Origin of the sequence: Dyella sp. 2RAB6 (assembly GCF_052115385.1) — a bacterium.
GTDB lineage: Bacteria > Pseudomonadota > Gammaproteobacteria > Xanthomonadales > Rhodanobacteraceae > Dyella_D.
In genome coordinates, this window is sequence record NZ_JBFRGP010000005.1 from 270,184 (window position 1) to 282,627 (window position 12,444).

Consider the following 12,444-nt stretch of genomic DNA (forward strand, 5'->3'; position numbering starts at 1 on the left):
AGGTTCTCCATGCGTCTGCACATCCTCGGCATCTGCGGCACCTTCATGGGCGGCGTCGCCGCACTGGCACGCGAGCTCGGCCTGCCGGTCGAGGGTTCCGATGCCAACGTCTACCCGCCGATGAGCGACCAGCTGCGGGCGCTGGGCATCACCTTGATGCAGGGTTATACGGCCGAACATCTGCAGGCCTCGCCGGGGCGCGAGCAGCCGGACCTGATCGTGGTCGGCAACGCGATGACGCGGGGCAACCCAGCCATCGAATACATGCTCGACCAACAACTGCGCTACGTCTCCGGCCCGCAATGGCTGGGCGAAACGCTGCTGGCCGGGCGCGAAGTGCTGGCCGTCGCCGGCACTCACGGCAAGACCACCACCACCAGCCTGCTGGCGCACCTGCTGGAAAGCGCGGGGCTGGCGCCAGGCTTCCTGGTCGGCGGCGTGCCGGGCAATTTCGGCATCTCAGCGCGGCTGGGCGGCGGCAAGCCGTTCGTGATCGAGGCAGACGAGTACGACAGCGCGTTCTTCGACAAGCGCTCCAAGTTCGTGCACTACCGCCCGCGCATCGCCATCCTCAACAACCTCGAATACGACCACGCCGACATTTTCCCCGACGTCGCCGCGATCCAGCGTCAGTTCCATCACCTGGTGCGCACCGTGCCCGGCAACGGCCGCCTGATCGTCAACGCGCATGACGAGCGCCTCGCCGAAGTGCTGGCGATGGGTTGCTGGACGCCGGTTGAAAGCTTCGGCATCGGGCAGGGCGACTGGCAGGCCGAGCTGATCGAAGCGGACGGTTCGGCCTTCGCCGTGCGCCGCAGCGGCGAACGGCTGGGCGAAGTGCGCTGGCCGCTGCTGGGCAATCACAGCGTGATGAACGCGCTGGCCGCACTCGCCGCCGCGACGGCGGCCGGCGCCGATCCGCGCGCGCTGCTGCCGGCCTTCGCCAGCTTCGAAAGCGTCAAGCGGCGCATGGAGCTGGTGGGCGATGTGGCGGGCGTGCGCGTGTACGACGATTTCGCCCATCACCCGACCGCGATCGCCACCACCCTGGCGGGCCTGCGCGCCAAGGTGGGCAAGGCACGCATCCTGGTGGCGCTGGAGCCGCGCTCCAATTCGATGCGCCTGGGTGCGCATGCCGAAGGGCTGGCGCCGTCGCTGGCCGATGCGGATGGCGTGGTGTTCCTGCATCGCCCCGAGCTGCCGTGGGACGCCAAGCGCGTCACCGGGGCGCTGCAAGGCCGCGGCGCCACCGTGCCGAGTGTCGACGCACTGGTGTCCTCGCTGCGCGCGCAGGTGCGCGACGGCGACCACGTGGTGTTCATGTCTAACGGCGGTTTCGAGAACGCGCCGCGCCGTTTCGTCGAGGCGTTGCGCAGCTGAGCGTCAGCCCAGCGGCGCGTCGAACCGCGGCGCCCGCCGCTGGTACTCGCGCTGCGCGGCATACCACACGCCGCCGCCGAAACTGATCGTCACCGTGCCCAGCGCCAGCGCGCCCCAGGCCAGGCCGAGCGCGCCGAGCAGCCAGTAGCCGCCCCAGTACGCCGCCATCGCGCCGAAGATCAGCACCAGGTTCACCGCCCCGCGGCCGAAGCTGCCTTCCGGCCCGATCAGATGCACGGCCAGCGCCACCAGGCTGGCCGATGCAGCCACGATGGCGGCGGTGAGCAGCATGCGCGCCGGCTCCGCCGCATGCGCGAGCACACTGCCCAGCAAGGTATAGGTGAGCGCGGTCAGCACGCTCACCGGCACCAGCAGCACCAGCGCGTCGACGATGATCTTCTGGTATTCGCCGCGTGTGGCCGGCGCCAGGGTCAGATAGAGATCGGCCAGGTTCGGCCGCATGCGCAACATCCCGCGGCCGAGCTGCGGGAAGCGCGCCATGGTGAGCAGGATGGCGTAGGCGCCGATCACCGCCGCATCGAAATGCTGGCGATGCATCACCGCCAGGAAATAGATCGCCACCATGCCGGCTACCAGCACCAGGCGCAGGGCGATCGCCTGCGGATTGTCGTGCGGCAGCAGCAGGCGCCGCACCAGCGCGAGGCGGCCAGCCGCGCTGGCATGGCGGCGATACGCCTGCAGGCTGCGTTCCAGCGCGCGCTCCGCGGCGCGGTCGAACAGTTCGCCGAGCCAGCGATTCCAGCGGCCGCGCCGCGCTGGCGTGTCGTCCAGCGCCGACTGGCTGCTGCGGCCGATGCTCGCGTTCTCCAGCGGCGAGGTCGGCGTGTCGGCATCCTGCACGCGCAGCAGCGGCGTCAACGCGTAGTAGATCAGCAGCGCGGCGCACAGCAGCAGCAAGGGTGCGGTCAACGGCGAAGCGACTGCCACCGCGACCACCTGCGAGGCGAGCCGCGGCATCCAGCCGGCCGCGATGAAGACCGCCCAGATCGCCAGGCTGACGCGCCGCCCGCAGCCCAGCGCCAGGCCCAGCGACGCGACCACGAACAAGCCGGCGATGATCAGCGCGCCATGCGGCGGTCCGGCCAGCACCAGCAGCACGCCCGGCAGCAGCACCCACTGCACCACGCCGGCCACGCCCAGCCAGGCCAGCCGCGAGCGGAAATCGGGCAGCAGAAAACTTTCCGGCCGGCACACGCCGCGCAGCACCTGGCCCAGGCCGATGTGCCAGAACCACGAGGCGAAGGCGACGAAGCCCATGCCGACATAGGCCACCCGCGCATCCAGCATCGCGATCAAGGCCAGCACCAGTCCGGTCAGGCACATCAGCATGGCCAGCACCGCCAGTACCGGCATGCGCGTCCACAACTGCAGCCACAGTTGCCAGACCGCTCTCATGCGAGTTCCACGAACAGGTCTTCGAGCGAGGGCGTTTCGATGCGCAAGGCGGCGCCGGCCTCGTCGGCCAATGCGCGCAGCGTCGCCAGATCGACATCTTCGAGCAGCATCTGCAATTCCGCACCGGCCACGCTGGCTTTCAGCAGCCCGGCCACGGTGGGCGTTTGCGGCCAGCCTTCGGCACGCGTCAGCACCGCGCGCACGAAGCGCTCGCGCAGTTCCGCCAGCGGACGGGTGAACTGGATGCGGCCATCGCGCAGCAAGGCGATATCGGCGCCGGCGCGTTCCAGGTCGGCGGTGATGTGGGTGGAGAAGATCACCGTCTTGCCGGGGTGGCGCATCAGCTCCAGCAATTCCGTCATGAACGCGCGCCGGGCCTGCGGGTCGAGGCTGGCGACGGGTTCGTCCAGCACCAGCAGGTCCGGCTGCGGCGCGATCGCGCGCACGATCGCCAGCTTCTGGCGCTGGCCCTGCGAGAGCTGGCCGATCTTCTGCTTCGGATCCAGCTCCCAGCTTTGCAGCAGGCGCGCCGTCAGTGCGTGGTCCCACTTCGCGTAGAACGCCGCGGTGAAATCCAGATAGGCGCGCACCTTCATCCACGGAAACAGATCGAAGGTCTGCGGCACGAAGCCGATCCGATGCATGCGCTCGCCGCCGGGCTCGGTCATCGGCGCGCCGAGCAGTTGCACTTCGCCATGGTCGATCGGCGACAGCCCGAGCAGGCAGCGCAGCAGGGTGGTCTTGCCGGCGCCGTTGCGGCCGAGCAGGCCGATCACGCGGCCGGCCGGCACCGTCCAGTCCACGCCGCACAGCACGTCGCGTTTGTCGAAGGCTTTGACCAGGCCTTGCACGTGCAGTACCGGTGCGGCGGGCAAGCCGACGGGGTCGACGAGGGTGAGGGGCAGTTCGGCGGTGGACATCCGGCTGATTCCTGAGGGGACGGGCTCTTCGCGGGTCCGAACACTGTGCGGTGCGGGGCATGCCGCCGTCCAGTGATGGCAACTGGCTACACTCTTTCCCCATGTCCATGCCGCTGCCAGACGAACTGCCGCTGTTCCCGCTCTCGACCGTGCTCTATCCGGGCGGGCATCTGCAGTTGCGGGTGTTCGAGCGGCGCTACCTGGACATGGTGCGCGACTGCTCGCGCCGCGGCACCGGCTTCGGCGTGTGCCTGATCCTCAAGGGCCAGGAAGTGGGCGAGCCGGCAATGCCCGCGGCGGTCGGCACGCTGGCGCGGATCATCGACTTCAGCCATGGCGACGACGGCCTGCTCGGCATCGTCGCGCAGGGCGAGCAGCGTTTCCGCGTGACGCGCACGCGCGTGCGTTCCGACGGGCTCGTGACCGGCCAGGTGGAACACTGGCCGGCCGAACGCCGCGCCACCGTGCCGGTGGAGTTCGCCCTGTTGCAGACCATCCTCGGCCGCCTGCTCGAACATATGGCGCCGCAATGGCGCCATGCCACCACGGCCGATTACGACGACGCGAGCTGGCTCGGCTTGCGCCTGGCCGAGCTGCTGCCGCTGGAGCTGGAAGAGCAGCAGCGCATGCTGGAGCTGACCGATCCGCTGCATCGCCTGGCCGAGCTGCAGCACATCCTGCCGCGCTTCCAGAAAGCGTGATCGGGCAAGCCTGATCCAGCAGGTCTGATCGAACAAGCGTAAGCGTTTAAAACTTGCCCGATGCTCCGCGCGCTTTGCGCCCGCGTTGGCGGCTCCTACACTGGGTGTTTTCCAGCAGGAAGGCATGCCATGGCCAGCTTGAAAGGCAAGACCTTATTCATCACCGGCGCCTCGCGCGGCATCGGCCTGGCGATCGCGCTGCGCGCCGCGCGCGATGGCGCGAATGTCGCCATCGCGGCCAAGAGCAGCGTGCTGAACCCGAAACTGCCCGGCACCATTCACAGCGCAGCCGCCGAAGTGGATGCCGCCGGCGGCAAGGGGCTGGCGCTGAAGTGCGATATCCGCGAAGAGGACGAGGTGAAAGCGGCCGTCGCCGCCACCGTCGAAGCGTTCGGCGGCATCGATATCCTGGTCAACAACGCCAGCGCGATCTGGCTGGCCGGCGCGCTGGACACGCCGATGAAGCGCTTCGACCTGATGCAGCAGGTGAATGCGCGCGGCTCCTTCCTGTGCGCACAGGCGTGCCTGCCGCATCTGCTGAAGTCCGCCAACCCGCACATCCTCACACTCGCGCCGCCGCCGTCGCTCGATCCGACATGGTGGGCGCCGCACACCGGCTACACGCTGGCGAAGATGGGCATGAGCTTCGTTACGCTCGGCCTGGCCGGCGAGTTCGGCCCGCAAGGCGTGGCGGTGAACGCGCTGTGGCCGCGCACCATCATCGCCACCGACGCGTTGAACATGATTCCCGGCATCGACCTGCCCCGCTGCCGCAAGCCGGAGATCGTGGCCGACGCCGCGCATGCGGTGCTGGTGCGGCCGGCGGCGGGCTTCCATGGGCGCTTCCTGATCGACGAAGAAGTGCTGCGCGAAGCGGGTGTCACCGATTTCGCGCCGTATGCGGTGGACCCGTCGAAGTCGCTGCTGCTCGATTTGTTTCTGGATTGAAGAGGAACACCCATGAAGTACCTGCACAGCATGGTCCGCGTGCGCGACGTCGACGCCAGCCTGCGTTTCTTCTGCGAAGGCCTGGGCCTCAAGGAAACGCGCCGGATGGAAAGCGCCGCCGGCAAGTTCACCCTGATCTACCTCGCCGCACCGGCTTCGCCGGAAGCGGAAGTGGAGTTGACCTACAACTGGGGCTCCGAGGAGGATTACGGTAGCGCGCGCAATTTCGGGCACCTCGCGTTCGAGGTCGATGACATCTACCGGACCTGCCAGCACCTGCAGGATCTGGGCTACACCATCCATCGCCCGCCGCGTGACGGCCACATGGCGTTCGTGCGCTCGCCGGACCTGATCTCGATCGAACTGCTGCAGCGCGACGGCCATCTGCCGCCGCAGGAGCCGTGGGCCTCGATGGCCAATACCGGCGTCTGGTAAGCGTTTTTCCGCGGTGCGGGCCGCGTGCCCGCTCCCCCATCTGGCTGACCCTGCGCCGTCCATTCGGCCGGTGCCCATGGCGCGCACGAACCTATAACGTGTCAGGCATATCACACTTCTGTAGCAACCCCGGGGGAAGGGACTGCGGAACGTGACCGCAGGGTGCGGCTGGGAGACCGCGCCACGTCCGAGACCGGTGACGGGGGATAGGCCCATGGCTGTGAGCAAGGCAGACGCCAAGCGCTGCGTCGTGTGGTTCGGCCAGCCCAGCGCCACCGAGCGGATGCGCCTGAACCGGGCCGGCTGGTACGTACGCGTCGCCGACGCCGCTGCGGTGGGCGGCATCGGCACCCGCGGCGGCAATACCGTGGTGGCGATGGCGGATCTGCGCGAAGCCGATGCCGCGAGCATGACCGCGATGGCGCTGGTGATGGATGCGCACCCGGGCCTGCCCTGGCTGGCGCTGATGCCGGCCGAGATGCCGGCCGGCGAGCCGGTGCTGGGCGGCATGATCGATACCTGCGTCGACGTGTTCACCGCACCGGTCGACGTCGACCGGCTGCTCGATTCCCTGGGTTATCTGGGCGGCGACATCGCCGCGGTGGAACCGGACGACCTCGGCATCACCGGTCACAGCAAGGCCACGCGGGCGGTGATCGCCAGCGTGCGCAAGTACGCGCCGGTGGATCTGCCGGTGCTGATTACCGGCGAAACCGGCACCGGCAAGGAAGTGGCGGCGCGTGCGCTGCACAGCCTGTCGCGGCGCGCCGGGCGGCCGTTCGCGGCGATCAACTGCGGCGCGCTGCCGCCGAACCTGGTGCAGTCCGAACTGTTTGGCCATGAGCGCGGCGCGTTCACCGGTGCCAATGCGCGCCGGCTGGGACATTTCGAAACCGCAGCCGGCGGCACGGTCTTTCTCGACGAAGTGGGCGACCTGCCGGCCGATGCGCAGACCAGCCTGCTGCGCTTCCTGCAGGAAGGCACGCTGGAGCGCGTGGGCAGCAGCCAGTCGATCACGCTCGATGTGCGCGTGCTGGCGGCCACCCATGTGGATCTGGAGCGGGCGGTGGAGCAGGGGCGCTTCCGCGAAGACCTGTACTACCGCCTCAATGTGCTGCGTCTCCATATGCCCGCCCTGCGCGAGCGCGAGGACGACGTGGTGCTGCTGGCCCAGCATTTCCTCGACGCGTTCCGCGAGCACCACGGCAGCCATGCACGCACTTTCAGCAGTGCGGCGCGGCAGGCCATGCGCCACTTCGGCTGGCCCGGCAATGTGCGCGAGCTGCTCAACCGCGTGCAACGCGCGGCGGTGGTGGCCGAGGATGCGCTGATCACGCCGGAAGACCTGGACCTGGCCCACGTCTCGCAGATGCCTTCGGGCCGCGCGACGCTCGGCGGCGCGCGCGTGGCGGCCGAGCGCGAGGCGGTGATCAGCTGCCTGCGCGAATGCCATTTCAACGTGAGCGAATGCGCGCGGCGGCTGAAGGTCTCGCGCGTCACCATCTATCGCCTGTGCAAGAAGCATGGGCTGGCGTTGGAGCAGTTGCGCTGATCGCAGCTCGTCATTCCGGCGTCGCGCCGTAGGTTGGGGTGAGCGCAGCGAACCCCAACAAGGCCGCATCCAGACGTCTCGCACTGTTGGGGTTCGCCTTTGGCTCACCCCAACCTGCGTCTATGTCCGGAATGCCGGCAAGAAGAGACGGAGGGCCCCCGACCTACAGGGGTCGGTCGGGGGCCTCCGTTGGTGCCCGGCCACAGGGATCGCCGGGTTACCGCCCGCGTCGCCACCTGAGAGATGGCTTTGAACTGGGTCGATGATTCATAGGGCAAGTCGCGTGCCAGCTTCTCCGACGGTGTCGGGTCAAGGAAATTCAACGACTTGCGAAAACGCTCCCGGGAGCAGGTGTAACGCCGCCGTTGCACTTGTTGTGGCGCGTGGCGCGGCGGAATGGCCTGTGGCAAGGCGCCGTGTCCCGGCGGCGGGGTGTAACAGCGCCGTGCCGCTGTAACGCCCGGGCGAACAACGCCCGCGCACGGCGCGTGGAAATGCGCGGTCGCTGGTTCTACGATGCAGGGCGCCCCGCTCCCTGGCGGGCGCATTCCCCACTCAACCATTCGATGGTGTTGCCCGAATGGCAACGCCTGGAGTCCCTTCATGCACGCGCAGGATTCATCGTCGTCCCTGATCGATCTCGGCAAGCGCTACTGGCTGCCGGTGTACCGACCGCGCGAGGTCGTACTGGATCACGGCAAGGGTGCGCGCGTGTGGGACACCGAGGGGCGCGACTACGTGGACCTGGGCGCCGGCATCGCGGTGAACGCGCTGGGCCACCAGGATCCGGACCTGCTTGAGGCGCTGGTGACCCAGGCGCACAAGCTCTGGCACAGCAGCAACGTGTTCTACACCGAGCCGCCGCTGCGCCTGGCCGAGGAGCTGGTGCAGGCGTCGGGCTTTGCCGAGCGCGTCTTCTTGTGCAATTCCGGCACCGAGGCGAACGAGGCGGCGATCAAGCTGGTGCGCAAATGGGCGGCCTCCAAGGGCCGCGCGCCGGAGCAGCGGGTGATCCTGACTTTCCGCGGCTCCTTCCACGGGCGCACCCTGGCCGCGGTGACCGCCACCGCGCAGCCGAAGTACCAGGAGCATTACGAGCCGCTGCCGGGCGGTTTCCGCTATCTGGATTTCAACGACGTCGCCGGCCTGGAAGCGGCCTTCGCCCAGGGCGACGTGGCCGCCGTGATGCTGGAGCCGGTGCAGGGCGAGGGCGGCGTGGTGCCGGCGTCGCCGGCCTTCATGCGCCGCGCGCGCGAGCTGTGCGACGCGCACGAAGCGCTGCTGGTGCTGGACGAGATCCAGTGCGGCATGGGCCGCACCGGCAGCTTGTTCGCCCACGCGCAGGACAGCGTGACGCCGGACATCGTCACCCTGGCCAAGGCGCTGGGTTGCGGTTTCCCGGTCGGCGCCCTGCTGGCCGGCCCCAGGGTGGCCGAGGTGATGCAGTACGGCGCCCACGGCACCACCTTCGGCGGCAATCCGATGGCGGCCGCGGTGGCGCGCGTGGCCTTGCGCAAGCTGGGTTCCGCCGAGCTGATGGCGAATGTTGCGAAGCAGGCGCAGGCGCTGCGCGACGGGCTGGCGGCGATCGATGCGCAGTTGAAGCTGTTTGACGGTGTGCGCGGCCGCGGCTTGATGATCGGCGCGGTGCTGGCGGAGGCTTACAAGGGGCGCGCGGGCGAAGTGCTCGATCACGCTGCCGCGCATGGGCTGCTGCTGTTGCAGGCCGGCCCGGATGTGCTGCGCTTCGTGCCGCCGCTGAACATCACGGACGCGGAGCTGGCCGATGGCCTGTCGCGTCTGCGTGCGGCGCTGGCCGACTTCGTCGCCAAGCGCTGATCGATGCGCGTCGTGAGCGGGCGCCGCGTGCGAACGCGGCGCCCGTTTCGTTTCAGGCGCGGGAAGTGCGCAGGGTCTGGCGGGCGGCTTCGAGTGTGGCCGCGATGTCCTCGTCGCTATGCGCGCTGGACAGGAAGCCGGCCTCGAACGCCGACGGCGCCAGGTACACGCCGCGCTCCAGCATGCCGTGGAAGAAGCGGTTGAACGCGGCGGTGTCGGCCGCGGTGGCCTGGGCGTAGCTCTCGACCTTCTCCTTGGTGAAGAACAGGCCGAACATGCCGCCCACGCGGTTGGTGCTGAACGGCACGCCTTCGCCGTCGGCCACTGCCTGGAAGCCGTCGGCCAGCAGGCGGGTGCGCGCGGCGAGGCGGTCGTAGAAGCCCGGTTCCTGGATCAGCTCCAGCATGGCCAGGCCCGCCGCCATCGCCACCGGATTGCCGCTCAGCGTGCCGGCCTGGTAGATCGGGCCGGCGGGGGCCACTTGTTCCATCAGCTCGCGCTGGCCGCCGTAGGCGCCCACCGGCATGCCGCCGCCGATGATCTTGCCGAAGGTGCTCAGGTCCGGCGTGATGCCGTAATGCGCCTGCGCGCCGCCCAGCGCCACGCGGAAGCCGGTCATCACCTCGTCGAAGATCAGCAGCGCGCCGTGGCGCGTACACAGCTCGCGCAGGCCCTGCAGATAGCCGTCCTTCGGGGCGATGCAGTTCATGTTGCCGGCGACCGGCTCGATGATCAGGCCGGCGATATCGTCGCCGTGCTCGGCGAACAGCGCCTCGGCAGCGGCCAGGTCGTTATAGGCGAGGGTGAGCGTGAGGTCCGCCGCCGCTTTCGGCACGCCGAGCGAGGTGGGCACGCCGAAGGTGAGCGCGCCGGAGCCGGCCTTCACCAGGAAGCTGTCGCCGTGGCCGTGGTAGCAGCCCTCGAACTTCACGATCTTGTTGCGGCCGGTGGCGCCGCGGGCCACGCGGATCGCCGACATGGTGGCTTCGGTGCCGGAATTGACCATGCGCACCATCTCCACCGAGGGCACCAGGCGGGTGATGGTCTCGGCCATGGTGACCTCGGCCGGGCAGGGCGTGCCGAACGAAAGGCCGTCCTTGATCGCACGCTCGACCGCTTCGCGCACGCGCGGGTGGTTGTGGCCGACGATCATCGGGCCCCATGAACCCACGTAGTCGATATAGCGCTTGCCTTCCACGTCCCACAGATAGGCGCCGTCCGCGCGCGCGGTGAAGAACGGCTCGCCGCCGACCGATTTGAAAGCACGCACGGGCGAGTTCACGCCGCCGGGCATCAGTTGCTTGGCGCGCTGGAAGAGTTCGTGGTTGGTCATCGCGGGGTTCCGGCAGCAGAGGGGTACAGATCGGTGAAGGTTTGCGCGGCGGCGCGCACGTCGGCGGCGCCGAACAGGGCGGAGATCACCGCCAGATAGTCGGCGCCGGCGTCCACCAGAGAGCCGGCATTGTCCGGCGTGATGCCGCCGATCGCCACACGGGGCAGGCCCAGCGCGGCGCTCTGCCGCAGCAGCTCGGGCGCGGCGCGGCGGGCCAGCGGTTTGGTCGGCGAGGGGAAGAACGCGCCGAAGGCGAGGTAGTCCGCGCCGCCGGCGGCCAGGTCATGCGCGCGCTCGAGCGAGTCGTAGCAGGAGACGCCGATGATCGCCTGCGCGCCCAGCGCCGCGCGGGCGGCGGCGAGCGCGGGATCGTGCTCGCCCAGGTGCACGCCGTCGGCCTGGATGGCGACTGCCAGTTGGATATCGTCATTGATGATCAGCGGCACGCCGTGGCTGGCGCAGAGCTGCCGCAAGGCGGTGGCTTCGGCCTGGCGGCGGGCGTGGTCGGCGGTCTTGTCGCGGTACTGGACCAGGCGGGCTCCGCCGTCCAGCGCCTGGGCCACGGCGGCCAGGAGATCGTCGCGGGGGCCGTCGGTAATGGCGTAGAGGCCGGGGGATCTGAGCTTCGGATGCATGGATATCGTGGTGGATTGCCGCCGTACGCTTCCGCACGGCCGGCCGAGTTGCGAGAATGCGCCTCTTGTTCACTTTTCAAGCAGCGCGATAACGATGAGTCAGGGCTCCCCCAACAAGAAATGGATGTGTGTGGTCTGCGGCTTTATCTATGACGAAGCCGAGGGCGTACCGGATGAAGCGATCGAGCCCGGCACCCGCTGGGAAGACGTGCCCGATACCTGGACCTGCCCGGACTGCGGTGCGACCAAGGCCGACTTCGAAATGGTCGAGGTCGACTGAAGCTGTTCCCGCTCCTGCCAGCGCGCGGCCCGAATTTGCCACTCCATTGACCGGGCCGCGTGTTCTGATGCTCCCGCGTCCCTCGCAGAGGGGCGCATTAGTTGGGAGCCTCACATGCAACAGTTCGTACCGTTCGAAGACGATTGGGATGCCCTGGAACAGCTGCAGCCCGCGCCACTGATTCCCTTCCGCATCGGCGTGCCCTGCGCACACGATCTGGCCGCAACGGCCGATCACTCCACCTTGCCGACGGTTCCTTCCACCACCAGTTCGTCGCCCGGGGTCGCATAGATGCGGCCGGCGGTGCCCGCGGGCAGCTCCAGCACATAGCGGGCTGGAGCGTTGCTCGGATAGGTGGCGCACGGGTCCGCCTTGCACGGCGGCACGTCGAGCTGCATCGAGACCAGCTTGCGCTCGGCATCGAAGTAAAGGATGTCGAGCGGGATGAGCGTGTTCTTCATCCAGAACGAGCGTTGATCCGTATCCGGGAACACGAACAGCATGCTGTGATCGGCGGCCAGCGAGGTACGCATCATCAGGCCGCGCGCGCGCGTGGCGTCGGTGGTGGCGAATTCGGTGGAGAAGCGCTTGCCGTGCAGCGTCACGCTGGGCGGTGGCGAAGGCGCCGCGGCGGCACATGCGGCGATGGCGAACAACAGCGGCACTACTAGCAGGCTTTTCATCGCTACCTCGAGTCCTTCTATAGGTGAGTGGATGCGCGCGAGTGTAGCGGGCCGCCGATTGTCATCTTTCGGAAAAATTTTCCGCGCAACCCCTTCACAGAGTCGTGGATGGACGATATGATTCTCGCCCCTTCGACGAGACGCCTTCGACGCGGGGTTCCACGGCAACACCAGCAGCAAGAAATACTTCGCAGCAGGTGTTGACGGACCGGAAAGACGATGTAGAATGGGCGGCTCACCCGGGACGAAACGTCTCGGGGCAATTCGGAAGAACGGGTTGCAAGTGATTGATCTTTGACAGTGTGCGCAGGTGACTTGTGTG

12 protein-coding genes are annotated in these 12,444 nt (G+C 68.5%); 7 read left to right on the forward strand and 5 right to left on the reverse strand.

The window, feature by feature from the left end:
• Positions 1 to 9 precede the first annotated feature (9 nt).
• Entirely contained in the window at positions 10 to 1,380 is a 1,371-nt protein-coding gene (mpl, locus tag AB4083_RS11135) for a UDP-N-acetylmuramate:L-alanyl-gamma-D-glutamyl-meso-diaminopimelate ligase (protein WP_441607870.1), read from the forward strand.
• Positions 1,381 to 1,383: 3 nt separating this feature from the next.
• On the opposite strand, the gene AB4083_RS11140 is transcribed toward mpl, so the two are convergent.
• Together AB4083_RS11140 and AB4083_RS11145 are read right to left on the reverse strand one after the other, a co-directional pair.
• Positions 1,384 to 2,796, reverse strand: a complete 1,413-nt coding sequence (locus tag AB4083_RS11140; protein WP_441607871.1) for a hypothetical protein — start codon at positions 2,794 to 2,796, stop codon at positions 1,384 to 1,386.
• Positions 2,793 to 3,716: an ABC transporter ATP-binding protein gene (locus AB4083_RS11145; RefSeq protein ID WP_441607872.1), complete on the reverse strand. Its 924-nt coding sequence runs from the start codon at positions 3,714 to 3,716 to the stop codon at positions 2,793 to 2,795. Before AB4083_RS11145 ends, AB4083_RS11140 begins: the two co-directional genes overlap by 4 nt.
• A gap of 107 nt (positions 3,717 to 3,823) precedes the next feature.
• Between AB4083_RS11145 and AB4083_RS11150 the strand changes: the two genes are divergently transcribed.
• The 5 genes from AB4083_RS11150 (at position 3,824) to AB4083_RS11170 (ending at position 9,191) form a co-directional block, all read left to right on the forward strand.
• Positions 3,824 to 4,417, forward strand: a complete 594-nt coding sequence (locus tag AB4083_RS11150) for an LON peptidase substrate-binding domain-containing protein (RefSeq protein ID WP_441607873.1) — start codon at positions 3,824 to 3,826, stop codon at positions 4,415 to 4,417.
• Between the two features lie 129 nt (positions 4,418 to 4,546).
• Positions 4,547 to 5,365 (forward strand): SDR family oxidoreductase, encoded by an 819-nt coding sequence (locus tag AB4083_RS11155; protein ID WP_441607874.1) that lies wholly within the window; start codon positions 4,547 to 4,549, stop codon positions 5,363 to 5,365.
• Positions 5,366 to 5,377: 12 nt separating this feature from the next.
• A complete protein-coding gene (locus tag AB4083_RS11160; RefSeq protein WP_441607875.1) occupies positions 5,378 to 5,800 on the forward strand; it encodes a VOC family protein in 423 nt (140 codons plus the stop codon).
• Positions 5,801 to 6,014: 214 nt separating this feature from the next.
• Positions 6,015 to 7,352, forward strand: coding sequence for a sigma 54-interacting transcriptional regulator (locus tag AB4083_RS11165; protein ID WP_441607876.1), 1,338 nt, complete (start codon positions 6,015 to 6,017; stop codon positions 7,350 to 7,352).
• A 603-nt stretch (positions 7,353 to 7,955) separates the two neighbouring features.
• Positions 7,956 to 9,191: an acetylornithine transaminase gene (locus AB4083_RS11170; RefSeq protein WP_441607877.1), complete on the forward strand. Its 1,236-nt coding sequence runs from the start codon at positions 7,956 to 7,958 to the stop codon at positions 9,189 to 9,191.
• Between the two features lie 52 nt (positions 9,192 to 9,243).
• Here the strand turns inward: AB4083_RS11170 and hemL are convergent, their stop codons facing one another.
• A complete protein-coding gene (gene hemL, locus AB4083_RS11175) occupies positions 9,244 to 10,524 on the reverse strand; it encodes a glutamate-1-semialdehyde 2,1-aminomutase (protein WP_441607878.1) in 1,281 nt (426 codons plus the stop codon).
• Positions 10,521 to 11,159 carry a thiamine phosphate synthase gene (gene thiE, locus AB4083_RS11180; protein ID WP_441607879.1) on the reverse strand — a complete coding sequence of 213 codons (639 nt, stop codon included), beginning with the start codon at positions 11,157 to 11,159 and terminating at the stop codon, positions 10,521 to 10,523. The genes hemL and thiE overlap by 4 nt, the downstream gene beginning before the upstream one ends.
• A gap of 94 nt (positions 11,160 to 11,253) precedes the next feature.
• On the opposite strand from thiE, the gene AB4083_RS11185 reads away from it, so the two are divergent.
• Entirely contained in the window at positions 11,254 to 11,439 is a 186-nt protein-coding gene (locus AB4083_RS11185) for a rubredoxin (RefSeq protein WP_441607880.1), read from the forward strand.
• 233 nt (positions 11,440 to 11,672) lie between these two features.
• On the opposite strand, the gene AB4083_RS11190 is transcribed toward AB4083_RS11185, so the two are convergent.
• Positions 11,673 to 12,122 carry a DUF192 domain-containing protein gene (locus tag AB4083_RS11190; RefSeq protein ID WP_441607881.1) on the reverse strand — a complete coding sequence of 150 codons (450 nt, stop codon included), beginning with the start codon at positions 12,120 to 12,122 and terminating at the stop codon, positions 11,673 to 11,675.
• Between the last annotated feature and the right edge of the window lie 322 nt (positions 12,123 to 12,444).

Excerpts from the sequence above, each read along its gene's own strand:
- mpl (WP_441607870.1), top strand. The coding sequence starts at position 10 with ATGCGTCTGCACATCCTCGGCATCTGCGGCACCTTCATGGGCGGCGTC.
- AB4083_RS11140 (WP_441607871.1), bottom strand. The coding sequence starts at position 2,796 with ATGAGAGCGGTCTGGCAACTGTGGCTGCAGTTGTGGACGCGCATGCCG.
- AB4083_RS11145 (WP_441607872.1), bottom strand. The coding sequence starts at position 3,716 with ATGTCCACCGCCGAACTGCCCCTCACCCTCGTCGACCCCGTCGGCTTG.
- AB4083_RS11150 (WP_441607873.1), top strand. The coding sequence starts at position 3,824 with ATGCCGCTGCCAGACGAACTGCCGCTGTTCCCGCTCTCGACCGTGCTC.
- AB4083_RS11155 (WP_441607874.1), top strand. The coding sequence starts at position 4,547 with ATGGCCAGCTTGAAAGGCAAGACCTTATTCATCACCGGCGCCTCGCGC.
- AB4083_RS11160 (WP_441607875.1), top strand. The coding sequence starts at position 5,378 with ATGAAGTACCTGCACAGCATGGTCCGCGTGCGCGACGTCGACGCCAGC.
- AB4083_RS11165 (WP_441607876.1), top strand. The coding sequence starts at position 6,015 with ATGGCTGTGAGCAAGGCAGACGCCAAGCGCTGCGTCGTGTGGTTCGGC.
- AB4083_RS11170 (WP_441607877.1), top strand. The coding sequence starts at position 7,956 with ATGCACGCGCAGGATTCATCGTCGTCCCTGATCGATCTCGGCAAGCGC.
- hemL (WP_441607878.1), bottom strand. The coding sequence starts at position 10,524 with ATGACCAACCACGAACTCTTCCAGCGCGCCAAGCAACTGATGCCCGGC.
- thiE (WP_441607879.1), bottom strand. The coding sequence starts at position 11,159 with ATGCATCCGAAGCTCAGATCCCCCGGCCTCTACGCCATTACCGACGGC.
- AB4083_RS11185 (WP_441607880.1), top strand. The coding sequence starts at position 11,254 with ATGAGTCAGGGCTCCCCCAACAAGAAATGGATGTGTGTGGTCTGCGGC.
- AB4083_RS11190 (WP_441607881.1), bottom strand. The coding sequence starts at position 12,122 with ATGAAAAGCCTGCTAGTAGTGCCGCTGTTGTTCGCCATCGCCGCATGT.